This window comes from Paraburkholderia sp. PREW-6R, from assembly GCF_039621805.1.
GTDB lineage: Bacteria > Pseudomonadota > Gammaproteobacteria > Burkholderiales > Burkholderiaceae > Paraburkholderia.
The window spans coordinates 1,656,575-1,674,112 of sequence record NZ_CP155074.1; the positions used below are offsets into that span (position 1 = coordinate 1,656,575).

Here is a 17,538-nt window from a genome sequence, read left to right on the forward strand (position 1 = left end):
GAGGAATACCACGCATATGTGGACCATTTTCACCAGCATTGGCGACGCCGCCATTACAGTGCCTGTAGCAGCGGTTTGTGCGGGCTGGCTCGCTCTGGTCAGCCCGCGACTCGCGTGCCAATGGATCGCTACCCTCGGCGCAGGAATGGCGCTGGTAGGCGTGACAAAAGTCTTGTATGCCGGATGGGGATTGTCGATGGGGGCAATGGATTTCCGCGTAATCAGCGGTCATACCATGCTATCCACGTCGGTCTGGATGGTGGCGTTTGCCCTTCAGCTCAAGTGGTGGCGCCTGCCGCCCGCCTATGGCGTGCTGGCGGGCCTCGCCATTGGCTTTCTGACGGGAATATCCCGCGTCATGGACCACTCGCACTCGTTATCCGAAGTGCTTGCCGGATGGATCATCGGCATCATCGTGGCCGCCGTGTTCCTGCGCGTCGCGCTCAACACGGACTTCGCGCGGCCCCGGCCTGTGTGGTCGGCAGCCAGTTTAATTGTGGTCTCAACGCTGGCCTATGGGCACACCGCACCGATTCAATATCTGATCGATGTGCACTCCCCGGCCATTCACCGCCACGTGCCTTCTATCAGCGCACTGTTAGGGCATATCGGCTTTCGCGCGCAGGCTCAGGAGGCCGCCGCGACGAAGTGATGCTGCTCTTCCTGCTCCGTTTCAAGGCTGACCGGATAGGGGAGGAAATGCTCGACGCCGCGGTACGGCAGACTGGCATCGATAAACTTCGTCAGTTGAGACTTGAAGTTCTCGGTCGAGAAGCGCTCGGCGTTCTTCCGGCAGTGCTGGGGATCGAACAGGCCTTCGTTTCGCTCGAACCGCCTGACAGCCGACAGTAGCGAATCCACTGTTTGCTCGCCAAAAAACACGCCCGTCGGCTGCTCCTGCGGCAGGCCGACCACGGATTCCAGCGCGCCGCCTCTGCCGAATGCAATCACCGGCGTTCCGCATGCTTGCGCTTCCACGACCGAAATACCGAAGTCCTCTTCGGCGGCGAATACGAAAGCACGTGCTCTGCGCAGATGGTCGATGAGAACGTCCGACGGCTGATGGCCGAGAATCTTGACGTTCGGACCTGCAACGGACTGAATGCGCTTCATCTCGGGACCGTCGCCGATCACCACCAGGCGGCGCTCCGGCGTCTGCGAAAACGCCTGCACGATCAGATCAATGCGTTTGTACGGCACCATGCGTGATGCCGTGACGTAGAAATCGTCCTTGTCCTCGCACACCGACATGCTCTTCAGATCGACCGGCGGATAAATGACCGTCGCGTCACGCTGATAGGCCTTCTTGATCCGACGCGCGATGAAGTGCGAATTGGCAAGAAGATGGTCCACACCATTCGCCGAGCGCGAATCCCAACCACGAATGTAATGGAGCAGAACCCGCGCCATTGCCGACTTGATGCCGGACGCGAGGTTCGACTCGCGCAGATATTGATGCTGCAGATCCCACGCGTAACGGATCGGCGAGTGCACGTAGCTCACGTGCACCTGGTTGGGCCCGGTCAACACCCCTTTCGCCACCGCGTGCGAACTCGAAATGACGAGGTCATAGGCGGAGAGATCGAGCTGTTCGATCGCGAGCGGCATTAACGGCAGGTACGAACGGTAACGTTTCTTCGCAAACGGCATGCGCTGGATGAACGAAGTATTAACGGACTTGCCTTTCACGCAATCGCGGTCTTCCAGAAAATCGACAATGGAAAAGAGGTCGGCTTTCGGGAAGCATTCAATGATGTTCTTCAGCACTTTTTCCGCACCGCCTGACACCACCAACCAATCGTGAACAATAGCGACTTTCACTTCGACCTCCCTGTAAGAATGCAACCGTGCGTTTGACAAGCAGCGCACCCACCTTCAATAACGATCAATCGTCTTTCGCGGCGCCTGGCTGTATGCGACCGCCCCATGCCAGTCGCACCATGCCCATCGCACGCTCCGCGCCCGGCAGCAAATGAATCAACTCGAGCCGGACCATCACGCTCATCAGCGCGAGCGATAACGTCGCTTCGCCGATCACGCGGGCCGACGCCATGCCCAACGCGCCGTAACGCGGTGCAAGATAGAGCGCGGCCGCGACATTCATCACACCTGAGATCGCGCCCGCAACGGCAAGCAACTTGTCTTTCTTGCGCGGCACGAACACGTAAAAAGCGGCAAATTCGTTGAACGCTGCAAACGGGAACATCCAGGCAAACACCTGAAGAACATGCGCACTCGGACCAAACGCGGGCCCTAGAATCAGCGGAAGAACGAAAGGCGAAAGCGCGAGCGCGCCGCAAAACGCCAGCAATCCATAGCCCAGCACGAGCATCGCGCCGCGTCGCGTCGTGGCATGCGCGCCTTCCTTGTCGCCTTGCGCGAGTTGCCGCGAAATCGTGGGAATGAACACCTGTGCGGCCGGCCCGAGCAGGCTCAGCCCGATCGTTGCAAAACGTTCGGCTGCGCCGAAATATCCCACCTGCGCCGGCGTAGACAATAACGTCAACAGGTAGGTCGACGAAGCGGTCAACACGACCGATCCGGACGAATAACAGAAGAGCATCGTCGAGCTTCTCACGAGCGGAATGATGCCCGTGGTCCTGAGGCGCGGCAGCCCAAGCTGGAATGTCGTGAGGCCATACGAAATCAGTGATGACGCAATGCCGGCTACCAGCAGACTTGCCAGCACCCACACAGAATCGGCCGGCCCTCGCACGAGGGTCAGCACGAGCACGAGGCTCAGCGCGAAGCCGAACACTTCGATCATGATCGGCGTGCGGAACCGCTGCCGCCCCTGGAACAACCAGCCCAGATTCAGTGCGGACACCACGCCGAGTGCAGTCGCGAGCAAACCGATCAGCGGCTTTTCCGACAGCACGGGAGAGCACATGGTGGCGACGAAGCCGATGCAGCCACCGAGCACCCCGAGCGCGAGACGCGCGCTGGTGTGCAACGAGTAGATCTCATTGCATTCGCGGTCTGATTCAGCCTTCGCGACTTCCCGCATGCCGACGAACGTGAACCCGTAGCTCGCCAGCATCCAGATCACATTCATCAACGACATCGCCGCCAGTACGCGGCCGTACTCCGCGACACCCAGTATGCGGCCGTAGAACGGCACGACGATGATGAGGTACACGTACCTCATCAGATACCCGCCGTACACGAATGCGATTACGCTGGCGTTTTTCTTTCGATCCATCCCGTCCTCCTTGAGATCGGTCCGATTAGCGTTCCGACCATCAACGCCCAGCCACGCGACGGCGGGCCAACGGGTTGGTGATGTAACTTACGACGAAATCTGAAAAAGGCGTGTAAGGGACGAGGCAAAGGCTGGATAGCACGAGCGTGCCGAGTTTCTTCTTCATACTCCAGAAGGGATTCGCAAGGATCGTATGGAAATAGGTATGTGAATCGCGCAGCATCCAGCGCCAGCGTGTCGAGAGCGGCGCGCGATATACGCTCGAGCAGAACAGCGCCTTCTCATGCGAGAAGTCATGGAAATTGGACGGAAGTTGCAGCTGCAATCGCGAACGCGCGATCTCACGAAGAATCGCCCAGCGCATCCCGAATGCTTTCGGTGCTTTGCTCAGCTGCTCGGAGTTGGCGAACGCGACGCTCGAATCGATCGCATGGTGCACGCGATAGCCGCCCAGCGAGCGTGAAATGGACGCCACGGTGCCAACCAGCGCCACGCCGTAGATCGCGTAAAAATCCGCGCCGTAGCGGTTGATCGAGGACTCCGGAACGGGGAACACCCGCTTGAGTGCACTCACGCGATACGCGTTGCCCGAAGCGGGCGGCGACGGGTACAGCCAGCCGCCCATCAGCAGCCTGCCGCAATTGGGTAGCGGTTCCGTGTTGGGCACATAGGCCCCCGTCGGACTGCCCATTGCGTCGACCACGTCGAGACGGAATTGCACTTTCGCCCATTCGCCGGAAGAAAAGGCGCGCATGACCTCGGAGACGGCCGACGGATACAGGAAGTCGTCGGAGTCCAGAAAGATCGCATACTCCGTGTCGAGCATGTCCACTGCGTAGTTATAGGCCGACACCTGACCGCCATTCGGCTTGAAAATGGCGGTCAAACGCGACCCATAGCTCTCGATGATCTCGCGGGAGCCATCGGTCGAACCATCGTCGATCACGACGACACGCGTTCCAGGGTAGTCCTGGTCCAGAGCCGAATCGATCGCCGTCGCGATATAGCGCTCATAGTTGTAATTACAGATGACGACAGTGACGTGGTTCATGGTATCTCGACGCTATCTGAAGGGTTGGGCCGGCCGTAGGTGCCCGGCCACTACACTGACTGCGATTAAAGCGCGGTTGCTATGCACACTGCTTCATTGCAGCGCTCTCTTTCCGTCCAATACGTCTACGTCCGTACGACGATGTAAGCAAGATGCCTTGCCGGATCGTTACCGTGAGCCTGACCGTTGACACGATTCGGAACCTTGAAACGCACACTCAGGTTCTGATTGTTCCAGTCCAGTGCAACGTCCTCACGAGGGCTCATAAAGCCCGTCAACGCATCCACGAGCATCGCCTGGGCCTTGCGTGACGAAGGCGCCGGCACGCCGGCGGCGCTGACCGTTCTCCAACCCGGTTCGGCATTCACCTGAAGCACGATGTCGTTATCGGAACGCAACGCACTGCCTGCCGCACCGGGGCCGAACTGCAACGGCGTGGAGAACCTTTCAAGCGATCCAGCAGCCGTCTGGCGAAGCACGATCAGGCTTTTTCCCGACACGTTGTAAGTTCTTTCCGGCGGCCCGCGATGCGTGAGGCGAAACGATTCGTAGCCGTCCCAGTGGTAGATCATCGACACATACTTGTCCGCGTCATTCCAGTTCCTGTCCAGCGCCCATACAGCGAAATCGAAGAAGTAGCGCGGCAGATAGTGCGGATCTTTCATGTACTCATCGCCTATTTCCGTCTGCCATATGCCGCGCGCTGGGCCATTCTTAACGTACTGCTCGTACAACGGATCGAGCGCTGCAACCGGAAGGTAGTGCGTATCCAGGTAGTCCACACAATCCAGCATCCGTTGGTTGAACACCGGGCTGCGGTACTCCAGCCATTGCCTGTATGTGTCCAGGCCGCCCTGATCGGGCCAGCCGCCGTACACCACGTACGCGTGATAGCGGCGAATGATGCGCGCGGCCGGGATATGAATCTTCTCTACGTAGTCCTGCATCGCATGCTGGTAGGGCTGCGAAGCTTTCTCATCGCTGGCATTGAACCCTGGACCATGCCAGAACGACGCCTGAACCGCACCGCCGGACAGTCTGCCTGCGGCCTCGTTCCAGATCTGGAAATGGCGAACGTTGTAAGGCGGCGCAGAGTACTTGCGCACCACTGCGTCCACGTATCGCTTCCATGCATCCACGTCTACCGGCGCGGACTTCGAGTCACCGGGCAAGCTGGCATTCCACGTCGGCGTATAGGCCAGCAACAGCAACGATCCGATACCGTTGCGGTTATTGCTGATCACGATAGGGGCGAGGTCGGCGTCGTAATGCGTGCCGGTCTTGTTGACGTGCACGCTGTCGGACTGCTTGCTCAACTGTCCGGGACCGACTACATCGCGGCCCCACGTGATGCCCATTTCGTGCCACATTTCCAGATCACTCGGCGCCAGCGCCCAACCGTTCGCTCCAATCAGTTCGGTAATCCTGCGGCCTCCGGCCCTGGACGCTTGAGGCGCCGGCGCCGAAGCGCTCGCACCATGCGCGACCTGCACGCCGGCCGCCGCCAGAGCAGTCAGCGTCTGCAACGCACGCCGTCGTTGCGGCTGCTTCAATCCTTCCCGCGTCACCATCGGCTAGACCACCGACGCGCCAGGCGCCAGTTCGGTCACGCGGGCCTTCGACCGTCCATACAGAATCTCGAGCAATCTTTGCGCCGAGCGATCCCATCTGAATTCGCGCGCTCGTTCGATTCCTTTCGCCCTGTACTGCCGCCGCAATGCGTCGTCGCTCATCATTTGCGTGACCTTTTCCGCGATGTCGGTTGCTGAGGACGCATCGCAGTAAAGTGCGGCATCGCCGCACACTTCCGGTATCGAGGTTCGTGACGACGCCACGACTGGACAACCGCAATACATGGCTTCGAGTGGCGGCAAGCCGAATCCTTCATAAAGCGACGGGAACAGCAGGCAGCCAGCATTCTGATAAAGCGCTTTCAATTCCCCGTCTGTGACGAATCCAGTCCAGATCACCTGGCTGGATTGCGCGGCTTTCGCAACACGCTCGTTGTTAAACACGCGAGAATTCTTTCCACCCACCACGACGAACTTGATCCCCGAGAGGTGCTGCAGCTGCGCGATCGCCTCGAGCGCGCGCTCGAGGTTCTTGCGTGGATCGAGACTGCCGACAATCACGCAATAACTGTCTTTTGTCAGTTGCAGACGCGGAATGATTGCCGGCTCCGCAACGACGCGGTCGAGATGATCGGCCGCCGGCTGGACGACTTGCACGCGCGCCGGATCCACCTTCAGATGCTGGCAGATACGCTGTCTGGAGTATTCCGACACGGTAAGGATGGTCGGATCCATTCTGGGCAGCATCGAAAAAATAAACTGATACCAGAGCCGAAACTTCTTCGAAAAACCTTGCGGCACATCGTACACCGCCATGTCGTGAACCATCACCACCTGGCGGCGCTTGAAGATCGGATGAATGTTGCACAAGCTGACGAGCGTCGTACCACGCGCGGCGTAAGGAAGCGCGATCTGCTCCCATAGCGTGCCGCTTAACCACGGAACCAGGCGTTGCCGCTTGAGCGAAGCACCGGGTTCCGCGAGATTGCGCGGCACGAAAATATCCAGTTCCTCGCCCGGCGTAGCGTGCGTTTGCATTGCCCTGGTCAGTTCATAGGCAACGCGCTGAACACCTGTCATCGGCTGCGAAGTGAACTTTCCATTTATTGCAAAGGCCATGGTTTCTCCGTCATACGACGTTGCTCAAACTGCGGATCGATACGTGTGCGCTCGACAACTCTCAGGCCGTCGCTCCTTCGTCACTGTGGTCGCTCGCATAGTTCGTCGGATAACCGTAACTACGCGTGCTGCGCCGTAAAGGAATACCGTTGAATACCGCCCCTGCAATACGGCCTTCCGAACGCGCCATCTTCTTGATCGTGTCCTCGATCTCCTGCTCGCTCTGCATGCCCGAACGAAGGACCAGCAGCGAAGCGCCGGCTTCGTGCGCGATGATCGAAGCATCGGTGACGGCGAGGAACGGCGGCGTGTCGATGATGACCAGATCGAACTGCGCGGTCAGCCGCTCCAGCACATCCTTGAAGCGCGGCTTCATCAGAAGCGCTGCCGGATTTTCCGGGCGTGCACCGCACGTCAGGAACGACAGACCCTCGATACCTGTGTGACGCAGTGCGTTGCGCAGCGGCAAATGTTCGGTGAGTACTTCCGACAAGCCGCCGCGATTGCTCTGATTAAAGAACGACGCAAGATGGCCACGACGCATGTCGGCATCGATCAGCACGACTCGCGCACCGGTTTCCGCATGCAGGATCGCGAGGTTCGCAGCAACAAAGCTCTTACCGGCAGACGACGTCGGGCCCGTCACCATGACGATGTTATTGCGCGAATGCGCCAGATCCCGCGCCACGGCGGTCCGCACGTCGCGCAGCGCCTCAACGGACGGATCGCTTGGGCAGCACGCAGCGAGCACCTTGTTACCGCCGACGTGCATACCCGTCAGATCGATATCCTCCGCGCCGCGCGGCATGCCGATGCCCTGCATGCCCTGTTGCAACGGCAACGAGCTACGCGCACCGACGCCTGGCAAAGTCTTTCTTCCACCGCTGATCGCTTTACGGTCGAGCAGCAACTGCTTCTGGCTGAACAGAATCTCGCCGAATACCGGCACGCTGAGGCGGCGTTCCACGTATTTCGGATCGGTCACGCCGACCATCACGTGACGTCGCATGAACACGAGAAACACGCCAGATACGACGCCAAGGAGCACGCCGCCGGCCAGCACGATAACGGGCCTCGGCTTGACGGGCCGATGCGGCCGGATTGCCGGGTCTACGATATGCGCGCCGCCCGTCGTGCTGGCGCGTCGCACTTGCAATTGCTCTGCCTTCTGAACCATGCCGAGGTAAATGGTTTCGGCGACTTTCTGAGCGCGCACCAGATCCACGCTTTCACGCTCGGACGACGGCATTCCATTGAAGTGGCCGTCGAAATCCGCCTTGGCGCTTTTCAACTGGTTCAATTGCGTGTCGACGCTCTGGACCCAGCGGCTTGAAGGCGTGTAGCGCTCGAGAAGCTGGGTACGCTGCAATTGCAGCGTAGCGATCTGACGATCGATGTCCAGGCCGCCTTGCAAATAGGCTTGAGCTTCCGTAGTCGGCTGCATTGACTGGGACTTGGAGCGAAAGCTTTTCAGTGCCTCTTCCGACTTGCGCAGATCCGAAAGCAGACGCGGCAATTCGCCGTTGATGAAAGCAAGCGTATTGGTGTCATTCAGTTTGCGGCTTGCGATCGCTGAAGCGAGGTACTGCTGTGCCAGCGCGTTGGCGACTTCCGCTGCCTTATCCGGGCTTTTGTCCGTGTACTCGATTTCCAGCAGACCGGACTCCTTCACTTTTTCACCAACCTTGACCGCGTCGCCAAAGCGCTTGATCGCATCGAGCTCGTTCCAGCGAACGACAGTGAACTCGGTGCCCGGCCGTGCATCCAGTTTCTTGACCAGCATGGATACGCCATTGCTCGCCGCGTTCACACCTTCCGTGCCTTTCAGCAGAACCTCGCCGGACGGCGCGCGCAATTCGTAAGCGCCGTTGCCAAGCGCAACCAGCGTGAGCTTTTCTTCCTCCAGTTCCTTCGGCACGTCGAGCGAGCCAATCTGGACCTCCTCACCGCCCCACGCGAAAGATTTCAATCCGAACCACGCCCTCGATGGCTCGCCAGGCGTAGCGAATTTCTCTGCAATCGCACCGAGCACCGGGACCGTCCGCGGCGTCACGCTAACGTCGAACCGATACTTTTCGATCACGGGTTCAAGAACTGACCGGCTATGCATCACAGCCATTTCCGTTACCGGGGATGGTGCCGGCGGAGGCAGTGCTTCCTCGCGCTCGATTGCAATACCGAGAGCGTTGGGCTCCGGAGGATCTACGCGCACGAGGGCATCGGCGGAATAGATGGGCGATGCGATGAGCAGATAGCCCACAGCAAAAAGCAGCACGACCGCCGTGGCAGCGAGAATTTCCCAGATGTGATCTCGCATCAGGGTCAGCATGCCGCCTACGCTGAGTTGACCGCGCTCGACAACCGGAGCGGGGGGAAGCGAATTCGAAGGGTAGTAGTCCACTGGTATGTCCTTCCTTGATCTGTGGACGGAGAGCCCCGTACCGTTGGCTCTGACACGTCACCGTTCGCAAACTGAAGCCGCCCAGGCAGTGCTCTTGCAACATGACTGGCGCAGACGTTCTGGCATTGCTGACTGTGTGACTGAGCAGCGCTCAGCCGTCGAATTCGGACTCGCCTTGATTCAGCGCGAACCGTGCGCAAACCGCGAATCGGTCGTTTTGTCGCCGGAAGCGGTGCTTCCGCTCAAATTTTCCGTTGTCGTCGAATTCGTCGTAACTACGCATTTCAGTCATCCCGATTTATTCGTACTTGAAATCAAACAGCCATAGCGACGCCTTTGTCACGCGGTCTCCAATCGAATAATTGCCTGCCTTTTTGCTGCTGACAGTGAGAGAGTTACCTTGACTTGCTGCCATCGGCGGCATTCGCCGCGATTCGACCACACCGCGTGGTGGACTGCTGGAGCCCGCTTGGCGATACGGGCATGGAGGAACGCTCCTCCTCACCCCTGAACCTGTTTGCTGGCGTCTGTCCGCGAAAAGGACCAGTAGTACTTCACCAGCCTTATCAACTGCACCGCGACGACCGCTCTTTATCGCGTTTCAATCAGCAATTCTTGATGTATGAAAAAACTGATTCGGAAATTCTTTACTTTCCCGCACCAACACCAAAAGCGGTAATCCGAAAATTACCGAAGCCAGTTCTGGTGCATGCTGCGGTGAAGCATAGCCCGCCGGAGCCCGATGAGAATGGGGTCGGCATAAATTCGGGTGCTATTGGCCGATTACGTGGAGGCCATTACACCAATTGAGGGCATCAAAAAGAAATCGTTGTTGCGATCTGAAATTAATGTAACAGAGTTATACGAAAGCCCATTTGGGCCGTAACAAAACCGTAGTGTTCATTCATTTCGCACCAAACCGGGGTTTGAAACCGCGACATCGGGCGAAACCCTTACTGCACGCTTCGTTCAGCCCGATCAGCAAGCAGGGAAACAGTGTTCGAGCGGTAATTTGTGTTCGGTAATAAGTTCTCGTTTTAATCGGCTTACCGACACGCCTTCGACTCAATATGGGTAATAACTGCTGAAATCATGACAATTACGCCAAACTATCCGCCATACCCGGCCAGGGTCGCCATCGCCATTTCGGCACGCTAAGCTCAAGTCAGTAGAGTAGCTCATCCATATGGATACCTAATCAATGAATCTGACTGACCTCTCTTCAGCGTGTGTTCACAGGTACGAGCATGGACTGACTGTTATGAGACATATTGGACTCCTCGTTTCTCAGGAATGCTCCATGGCCACCGTTGGTGCGATTGGAGATGCTTTCCGTCTCGCCAACGAATTTGAAAAGACGGCTGGAGAACAGCCACCGTATCGGCTCACCGTGCTATCGCATGCGGGAGGCCTCATCACCAGTTCTTCGAGCATCTGCATCTGGACGCAGAAGCTCGAGCAACATAATTTGTCTGACTTTCATGCTTTTTTCGTGGCTTGCGATGACGCACCGGCTGCGATGGAATCCAATGACCGGCTGTTCGCATGGCTGACCCGCCAAGGCAATCTTGCTCCTTTCGCGATTCAGAAGGGCGCGAATCTTGCCATTGCGTGCAAGCATCCGGTGCAGTCAACCGTGCCTATTTATCTGTTCGACGACGGTCTGACAGAAGCGGGCGCGAACAGCACGACACCTGCGGACCTTGCACTCGCGCAAATCGAACGCGACCTGAACGCCGAGACGGTGCGAAGGATCGCACGTGTGCTGCAAACCCGATATGTGGAACACAGCAAACCGGAACTGGACGAAGTCAACGCCATCACGACCACGGAGAAGATTCGCGAGTCGGGTCGCTGGATAAAGGAAAACTACAGCGAAGCCATCTCAGTTGCGCAAGCTGCCGAATTCGCCGCGATGAGCAAGCGGAACTTCCAGCGACGCTTCAAGTGCGAATTTGGCATGACACCGCTCGAATATCTTCTGCGCACGCGTTTTGACGTAGTTTGCACGATGTTGAAGAACACCGATTTGCCTGTCGACAAGATCGCCCGGCGCTGCGGCATGGGTGACGGCAACCGGCTCGGTCGCCTTTTCAAGGAAAGGTACGGCGTATCGCCAACACAGTATCGCGTGCAGCAGCGCTTCGAGATCGAAGATCGTTTTTCTTCTTTTGAAGACAATCTGGAAACCACGGCCGAGGTCTCGCGAGAGGCCCCCTGAGTATTCCAGGGGCGGCCCAGGAGGCCGCCCTTCAGCAATGGGTTGAGACCACCATGACCACAACCAGATCCGTACCCGCCGACGGAGATGTCGGCACGCCCGAAATTCCTGTAAGCGGACCCCAGGTTGCGCTAGTCGACAAGTCAGTAGTGGGCTACGGTCCCTATCAGCTTCCGAAGCAGTCCGAATCGCTTACCCGACGAATCAAGGATGCGGTCAAATCCGCCCTACCTGATTCCGTTTTCGTGAGTCTACTCCATCATAAATACATTGGACGCTATCCGAATCTGATTCGTCCTACCACGTTCAACGAGAAGATTCTTCGACGCAGTCTGCGCCCGGATCCGCGCTACGTCCGCCTAACGGACAAACTGACGGTGCGAGACTACATCGCCGACAAGATCGGGGAAAAACACTTGATCCCACTGATCGCCGCGCCGCAGGAGTTCACCCGATCCGTGTTCGACGCGCTGCCGGACTCGTTCGTCATGAAGGCGAACCACGGCAGCAGCTTTGTCAAAGTGGTGAGGGATAAATCGAGAACGACGTTCAACGAATTGAAACTGCTCGCCGATCAATGGTTATCGACCGATTTCTATACGATCGTTCGTGAGAGGCACTATCGCGAGATCGAGCCACGGATCTTTTTCGAAAAGCTTCTGTTGGATAAGAGCGGTCAGATTCCGGCGGACTTCAAGATTCACTGTTTTGGCGGACGCCACGGCCGCCCGGTCATGTACCTTCTCGTAATTTCAGACAGATTCGGCAGCCATACGCATGGCGATGTGTACGACGTTGACTGGAACCGTCTCGACATTGCAATCGGCTATTACAAGCGCAGTGAGAAACCCGCCCCTCGACCCGCCCATCTGAAGAAGGTGTTGGATACCGCCGGCGTGCTTTGCAAGGATTTCGACTATGTTCGCGTCGACCTGTATGCGCCGGATGACGAAATCTACTTCGGCGAACTGACTTTCACGCCGGGTGCGGGCGTGCTTCCGTTCACGCCGGATAGCATCGATTTCGAGTGGGGCAAACTGCTGAGCGGCACGCACTACTACTGATTCTTCAAAGGCCCGGCTCCGTTCGTTTCCCATACGGCGAAATGATGGACTAATCGGACCTACCTTCCCGAATTCAAGCGTCCAGAAACGGCCCATACATGAATGTACGGGCCGTTTTCGTATGCGCTTATTTCTTCATGACCATCAGGTCGTCGAAATTGATCGCACATACGGGTCGCGCCGGCGGCGTATCGATAGAGATCGGAATGTGATCGTCGCGCAGGTCGAACTCCCAGTTCATCTGCGACCACGTGAGCGCGACCGGTTGCTCGCCACACTTTTCGCGCACCGACGCTACTGCTTCCTTATAGTGACTCTGCTTCAGCCACACGTAGCCCGCGACGCTCGCCATTGAAAGAAACGAATTCGCGAATGCGAGGGCGATGATGACGTACAACTGCTTGCTGCTGGTCGAAAAGGCAGCGGTGAGCAAGAACGGCACGGTATACAGCATGGGAACATAACGCGCCCACCAGGATTGCGGGTGGATCAGCACGATAACGACCGTTGCGAGCAGGTAAATCGCTACGACGTGCGCGCCCTTTCGCTTCCAGAAAAACGGGATGATGCTGACAATCAACATTGCGCCGAAGAACGGGCCAAACCCCGCGAAGCGTGTGTCTGCTGTATGCAGCGCAATGAATGCGTCCTTCAGATGCTGCACCGACAGAACGAAAGTCGGCTGAGCCATGCTGCACGAGCTGCAATTGCTGGGCACGGAGAAATACGACAGAAGCAGACGGTGCAACGGATTGAGGCTCAGGAATTGGGGCGACGCGTGTCCGGTGATGATGTCCACCTTTTGCGCACCGAGAAGCGGGTAGAAAATGTGCTTGCCCGCCAGAATGTTCTGCACGTAAGGCGAATAGCCGACAATCACGACTGCCACGAACGACCACACAGCCAACTGGCCGATCACGCCTTTGTACTTCCGCAGAAACTCGCGCTTGTCACCGCCAATGAACGCAACGGCGAAAATCACGATAATCGAAAGGCCGCCAAACACGAGGCCGGTCATCTTCGAGCCGATCAGCAGCACGAGCGCGGCTCCGAGTTGCGCAGCCGAATATGGCATCTTTCGAACCGCGAAAAGCAGATTGACCGAAAAGATGGTCCAGCAATAGAAGTGGGCCGAATCCACGTACAGCGTGGTCAATTGCCCGAACGCGACCGGATTGTAGATACAGGCAGCCGCTGCGAAGAAGGCCGTTCTGGGCGACTGGACGGTCGTGCGGAACAGTTGCATCAGGCAAACCAGCGCCGGAACGCTGAGCAGCAAGGTGAACGCTTTGCCGCTATTGAAGTGGCCGGTCAGGAGCCTCGCGGTATAGGCGAAGAATTCGAACGCCTTGGGATAGTGCTCGACCCAGAATATGCCGCCGAGTTGCCGCATGCCGGGCGACCACGGCTCGCCGCGGTCGAGCATCAGCGCGACGGCGCCGTGATAATTGAGCCCGTCGTAACTGAATTCGCGCAGATAACCATAGGCAAACAACGACACTGCTACGAACAGCGTCGCCAACACCGTCGTGCGCCAGCCTGCCCGAAAAAAATACACATAAATGACAAGGGCCGCGATGAACACCAGCCCAAGCAAGCGTTGCGGCACTGGACTGTAGATATCCAGGTTGTACAGAATGGCGGGATAAAGGGCCGATAGAAAGACGAAAATGACTGCGTAATCGCTAAAGCGAGACCAGTTCACACGCTCGGACAGGACGGTAGCCGCGCCTGTCTTAGGTGGGCTGACCGTAGTGGTGGTCGTAGTAGACATGAGTGGCCTTCTCTCCGGTTGGAAGAAAGATAAAGGTCGTTGCTGCATCCGTTGCGTTGATGGCGATCGCCTCGATCGCTGAGCGAATGCACGTGCTACGAAAGACCCTGAATAATACGAGCGACCGAAGCGCATGAACTGCGACTTGCAGTGCCTCAAAGACTTGTCAAGGGTGGCACACTGGCTGGGTGACCAACGGCGTTAGCAGCCGGCCCACAGTCGAGCGCCGGCGTGAGATGCATGTGCCCCAACATGACACCTTTGATTATGGTTGGATGTGCCGCATTGCACAAGCCGCGCACGCCTGCTGTCCTTTGAGGTGTCTGACGCCTCGCAAGTGGGCGTCATCTGATCAGGCTGGCACCAACCTTACGCCAGTAAAGCGTTCATCCGCACCTGACGATACGAAAACGACGCAGGCAAACATCGTTGCATCGCCCCGGTTCCGCTGCGTTGGCTTTCACCGTTGATATTCCGTCGCCTTTTGGGGAGGCCTTGCAGCGCCTGGCGCGATGATCGTGTGCTACTTTGTAAATGCTGCGTCGCAGCGCCTTGCGTTCCCGAATGATCGACATTCGGACGCTCCACGCCCTGTCCCATCGCGCCACCCCTTCCGGCGCTTCTTCTGGGCGAATACTCCGATAACTGCTCGAGGCTCTCATGGCTGCTGCAAGTATCCCGCTTTGTGTCGATCTGGACGGCACACTGACCCACACCGATTTATTGATGGAGTCGTTCCTTGTACTGATTAAAAAAAATCCGGTCTATATTTTTTACTGCTTTGCCTGGCTGCTTCGCGGAAAGGGATACCTGAAAGCACAGATTGCCGCCCGCGTGGCCATCGACGTTTCGGTGCTTCCGTACAACTCCCGTTTCGTGGACTTCCTGAAGCGGGAGCAGTCGAGCGGACGGGACCTTTATCTGTGCACGGCCGGCGACCAGCGTTTTGCCGAACAGATTGCTTCGCATTTTGGTTTCTTTACCGGTGTCATGGCGAGCAACGAGTCACGCAATCTCTCCGGCACGAACAAGGCAGGCGCGCTGTCGGAACGGTTCGGCGTGCAGGGATTCGACTACTGCGGCAATGCGCGCGCTGACGTGCCGGTATGGAAGCAGGCACGGCAGGCGATCGTCGTAGGAAGCAAACACATGCAGGCGATGGCGCAAAAGGTCAACAAGACCACCGTGCTGTTCGAGAAAGAGCAGTCGTTCATCCGGCTGACGTTAAAGGAAATGCGCGTCTATCAGTGGGTGAAGAACCTGCTTATCTTCGTGCCGCTGCTCGCTTCTCACCGCTTTACCAACATCGACACACTGATTGCAGGCGGCATTGCGTTCCTTTCGTTCTGCTTCTGCGCATCATCGGTGTATCTGCTCAATGACATGCTGGATCTGGACGCGGACCGCCGGCACAGCCGCAAGCGCAAGCGTCCATTCGCTTCCGGCGAATTGCCGCTTTCATTTGGCATCGTGCTGATGTTCGTGTTGCTGGTCGGCGCGGCGGGCCTCGCGCTGATGCTGCCGTCCTATTTCCAGCTCGTGCTGGCGGCCTATGTCGTCACTACGCTCGCTTATTCGTTCCGTCTGAAGCGGGTGATGCTCGTCGATGTGTTCGTGCTCGCAGCGCTTTACACCACGCGCATCGTAGCGGGCGGCGCAGCTGTAGGCGTCGTTCTCTCCGACTGGCTGATCATGTTCTCGGTAATGATCTTCCTCAGCCTCGCCATGGTCAAACGCTACACGGAACTCGACAAGATGCAGCGCGATGGCAAGGAGTCCGCCGCGGGCCGCGGCTATGTCACCGAAGACATGAGCATCGTGCGCTCTTTCGGAACGGCAGCGGGTTATGTCGCGGTGCTCGTGCTTGCGCTTTACATGAACTCGAAAGACGTGGCGGTGCTGTATCAGCATCCGCACCGACTGTGGGCCCTCTTCTGCCTGCTGCTCTACTGGATCAGCCGGATGTGGATGGTAGCGTTCCGTGGACAGATGAACGATGATCCGATCGTCTTCGCGATCAAGAACAGGTCCAGCCTGTTTGTTATTGCGCTCTGTGTGCTGACGGTGCTCGCCGCCATCTAGGCGAGGCGATCAATCAAAGGCAGGCCGCTAAAAAAACCGGGAGCGCTGGAAGGCGCTCCCGGTTTTTTGCTGCTCTCTTGCACGTTTATCGACACGTCATTTCGAGCGGGACAGGTCCGGCCGCACGTCGCTGCTGCGATTGATGTGAACCGCGATATCTCTTGCGATCCGCGCGTTGGAAAACTGCGGTCGCCAACCGATCGCTAACGACTCGTCGATCGACAGCACGTGCTGAAGCTCGAGCATTAACAGCTGCTCACGCGCGAGCAGCCGGTAGCCCACGAGCGTCGACAGCCACTTGACGGGCAGCAGCGGAATCGCAACCTTGCGCACATGTTGAACGCCCAGCTCGGCCGCAATTTCGTCAATCCACTGGCGAATCGACAGCGGCTCCGGGTCTGCGGCATTGAAGAACCCGCTCGCGCGCGTTTCCGCGACACGATAGATCAGGCTTGCCACATCGATCACGTGAACCATATGGATCTTGTGATTTCCGGCGCCTGGGAACGCAACGAAACCGAACTTCGTCATCATGTTCACAAAGCCCCGGAAGAGCCCTTCTCTCCCTTCGCCGCCAATAATGCACGGGATGATCGTAGCCGCTCCTGGAATCGTGTCGATAAAGACCTGTGCGGCCATCTTCGAGCGGCTGTAGACGCCTTCGCCGCCCATGCTGCTGCGTATATCGTAGCGGTCCTGCCCGGTTTGCCGGTACATCATGCTCGTGCCGACATGAATGAAATGCGCGCCCTGGTTCCGGTAGCGCTCGGCGAGGTTCTTCGCGGCCTCTACGTTATTGCGCTCGAAGAAGGACTTTCTGAAGAACAACGGCACGCCTTTTGTCACATATTGAACGGCCGCGCAGTTGACCACTACGTCCGCATCCGGCAACGATGCTGTAAATAGCGGATCGGCGAGGTCGCCTGGAATGTCGACCGAACCCGTCCTGTCGGTCGTAGTGACGTCATAACCACGCGCCTTGAATTGCTTGACGCACTCGGTACCCAGGAAACCTGCCGCGCCGGTGATCAGTACTCGCATAATATGACTCCA

General features: G+C 57.9%; 14 protein-coding genes. 6 read left to right on the forward strand and 8 right to left on the reverse strand.

All coding sequences use genetic code 11. From position 1 onward, the window contains the following. The first annotated feature begins 16 nt into the window (after window positions 1-16). Window positions 17-652, forward strand: a complete 636-nt coding sequence (locus AAGS40_RS22565; RefSeq protein ID WP_345815104.1) for a phosphatase PAP2 family protein — start codon at window positions 17-19, stop codon at window positions 650-652. On the opposite strand, the gene AAGS40_RS22570 is transcribed toward AAGS40_RS22565, so the two are convergent. From AAGS40_RS22570 to AAGS40_RS22595, 6 genes are all read right to left on the reverse strand, one after another. Next, entirely contained in the window at window positions 628-1,821 is a 1,194-nt protein-coding gene (locus AAGS40_RS22570; protein WP_345815105.1) for a glycosyltransferase family 4 protein, read from the reverse strand. The genes AAGS40_RS22565 and AAGS40_RS22570 overlap by 25 nt on opposite strands. 64 nt (window positions 1,822-1,885) lie before the next feature. Beyond that, window positions 1,886-3,202, reverse strand: a complete 1,317-nt coding sequence (locus AAGS40_RS22575; protein WP_345815107.1) for an oligosaccharide flippase family protein — start codon at window positions 3,200-3,202, stop codon at window positions 1,886-1,888. A 40-nt stretch (window positions 3,203-3,242) separates the two neighbouring features. After that, window positions 3,243-4,253, reverse strand: a complete 1,011-nt coding sequence (locus AAGS40_RS22580) for a glycosyltransferase family A protein (protein WP_345815108.1) — start codon at window positions 4,251-4,253, stop codon at window positions 3,243-3,245. Between the two features lie 125 nt (window positions 4,254-4,378). Next, a complete protein-coding gene (locus AAGS40_RS22585) occupies window positions 4,379-5,824 on the reverse strand; it encodes a hypothetical protein (protein ID WP_345815109.1) in 1,446 nt (481 codons plus the stop codon). 3 nt (window positions 5,825-5,827) lie between these two features. Then, window positions 5,828-6,943 (reverse strand): glycosyltransferase family 1 protein, encoded by a 1,116-nt coding sequence (locus AAGS40_RS22590; protein ID WP_345815110.1) that lies wholly within the window; start codon window positions 6,941-6,943, stop codon window positions 5,828-5,830. A 61-nt stretch (window positions 6,944-7,004) separates the two neighbouring features. Continuing rightward, a complete protein-coding gene (locus AAGS40_RS22595) occupies window positions 7,005-9,344 on the reverse strand; it encodes a polysaccharide biosynthesis tyrosine autokinase (RefSeq protein ID WP_345815111.1) in 2,340 nt (779 codons plus the stop codon). A 4-nt stretch (window positions 9,345-9,348) separates the two neighbouring features. Here AAGS40_RS22595 and AAGS40_RS22600 point away from each other — a divergent pair, with 4 nt between their 5' ends. The 4 genes from AAGS40_RS22600 (at window position 9,349) to AAGS40_RS22615 (ending at window position 12,629) form a co-directional block, all read left to right on the forward strand. Then, window positions 9,349-9,672, forward strand: a complete 324-nt coding sequence (locus AAGS40_RS22600; RefSeq protein WP_345815112.1) for a hypothetical protein — start codon at window positions 9,349-9,351, stop codon at window positions 9,670-9,672. 155 nt (window positions 9,673-9,827) lie between these two features. After that, a complete protein-coding gene (locus AAGS40_RS22605; protein ID WP_345815113.1) occupies window positions 9,828-10,154 on the forward strand; it encodes a hypothetical protein in 327 nt (108 codons plus the stop codon). Between the two features lie 490 nt (window positions 10,155-10,644). Further along, window positions 10,645-11,565, forward strand: a complete 921-nt coding sequence (locus AAGS40_RS22610; protein WP_345816548.1) for a helix-turn-helix domain-containing protein — start codon at window positions 10,645-10,647, stop codon at window positions 11,563-11,565. 53 nt (window positions 11,566-11,618) lie between these two features. Then, entirely contained in the window at window positions 11,619-12,629 is a 1,011-nt protein-coding gene (locus AAGS40_RS22615; protein ID WP_345815114.1) for an ATP-grasp fold amidoligase family protein, read from the forward strand. 127 nt (window positions 12,630-12,756) lie between these two features. On the opposite strand, the gene AAGS40_RS22620 is transcribed toward AAGS40_RS22615, so the two are convergent. Further along, window positions 12,757-14,403, reverse strand: coding sequence for a hypothetical protein (locus tag AAGS40_RS22620; protein ID WP_345815116.1), 1,647 nt, complete (start codon window positions 14,401-14,403; stop codon window positions 12,757-12,759). 660 nt (window positions 14,404-15,063) lie between these two features. Here AAGS40_RS22620 and AAGS40_RS22625 point away from each other — a divergent pair. Continuing rightward, entirely contained in the window at window positions 15,064-16,485 is a 1,422-nt protein-coding gene (locus AAGS40_RS22625; RefSeq protein ID WP_345815118.1) for a UbiA family prenyltransferase, read from the forward strand. A 96-nt stretch (window positions 16,486-16,581) separates the two neighbouring features. On the opposite strand, the gene AAGS40_RS22630 is transcribed toward AAGS40_RS22625, so the two are convergent. Continuing rightward, entirely contained in the window at window positions 16,582-17,526 is a 945-nt protein-coding gene (locus AAGS40_RS22630; protein WP_345815119.1) for an NAD(P)-dependent oxidoreductase, read from the reverse strand. Window positions 17,527-17,538 lie beyond the last annotated feature (12 nt).

Bases quoted from the DNA above. Each gene is read 5' to 3' on its own strand.
- AAGS40_RS22610 (WP_345816548.1), top strand. From the start codon at position 10,645: ATGGCCACCGTTGGTGCGATTGGAGATGCTTTCCGTCTCGCCAACGAA.
- AAGS40_RS22565 (WP_345815104.1), top strand. From the start codon at position 17: ATGTGGACCATTTTCACCAGCATTGGCGACGCCGCCATTACAGTGCCT.
- AAGS40_RS22625 (WP_345815118.1), top strand. From the start codon at position 15,064: ATGGCTGCTGCAAGTATCCCGCTTTGTGTCGATCTGGACGGCACACTG.
- AAGS40_RS22615 (WP_345815114.1), top strand. From the start codon at position 11,619: ATGACCACAACCAGATCCGTACCCGCCGACGGAGATGTCGGCACGCCC.
- AAGS40_RS22620 (WP_345815116.1), bottom strand. From the start codon at position 14,403: ATGTCTACTACGACCACCACTACGGTCAGCCCACCTAAGACAGGCGCG.
- AAGS40_RS22590 (WP_345815110.1), bottom strand. From the start codon at position 6,943: ATGGCCTTTGCAATAAATGGAAAGTTCACTTCGCAGCCGATGACAGGT.
- AAGS40_RS22605 (WP_345815113.1), top strand. From the start codon at position 9,828: ATGGAGGAACGCTCCTCCTCACCCCTGAACCTGTTTGCTGGCGTCTGT.
- AAGS40_RS22585 (WP_345815109.1), bottom strand. From the start codon at position 5,824: ATGGTGACGCGGGAAGGATTGAAGCAGCCGCAACGACGGCGTGCGTTG.
- AAGS40_RS22575 (WP_345815107.1), bottom strand. From the start codon at position 3,202: ATGGATCGAAAGAAAAACGCCAGCGTAATCGCATTCGTGTACGGCGGG.
- AAGS40_RS22630 (WP_345815119.1), bottom strand. From the start codon at position 17,526: ATGCGAGTACTGATCACCGGCGCGGCAGGTTTCCTGGGTACCGAGTGC.
- AAGS40_RS22580 (WP_345815108.1), bottom strand. From the start codon at position 4,253: ATGAACCACGTCACTGTCGTCATCTGTAATTACAACTATGAGCGCTAT.
- AAGS40_RS22600 (WP_345815112.1), top strand. From the start codon at position 9,349: ATGTCCTTCCTTGATCTGTGGACGGAGAGCCCCGTACCGTTGGCTCTG.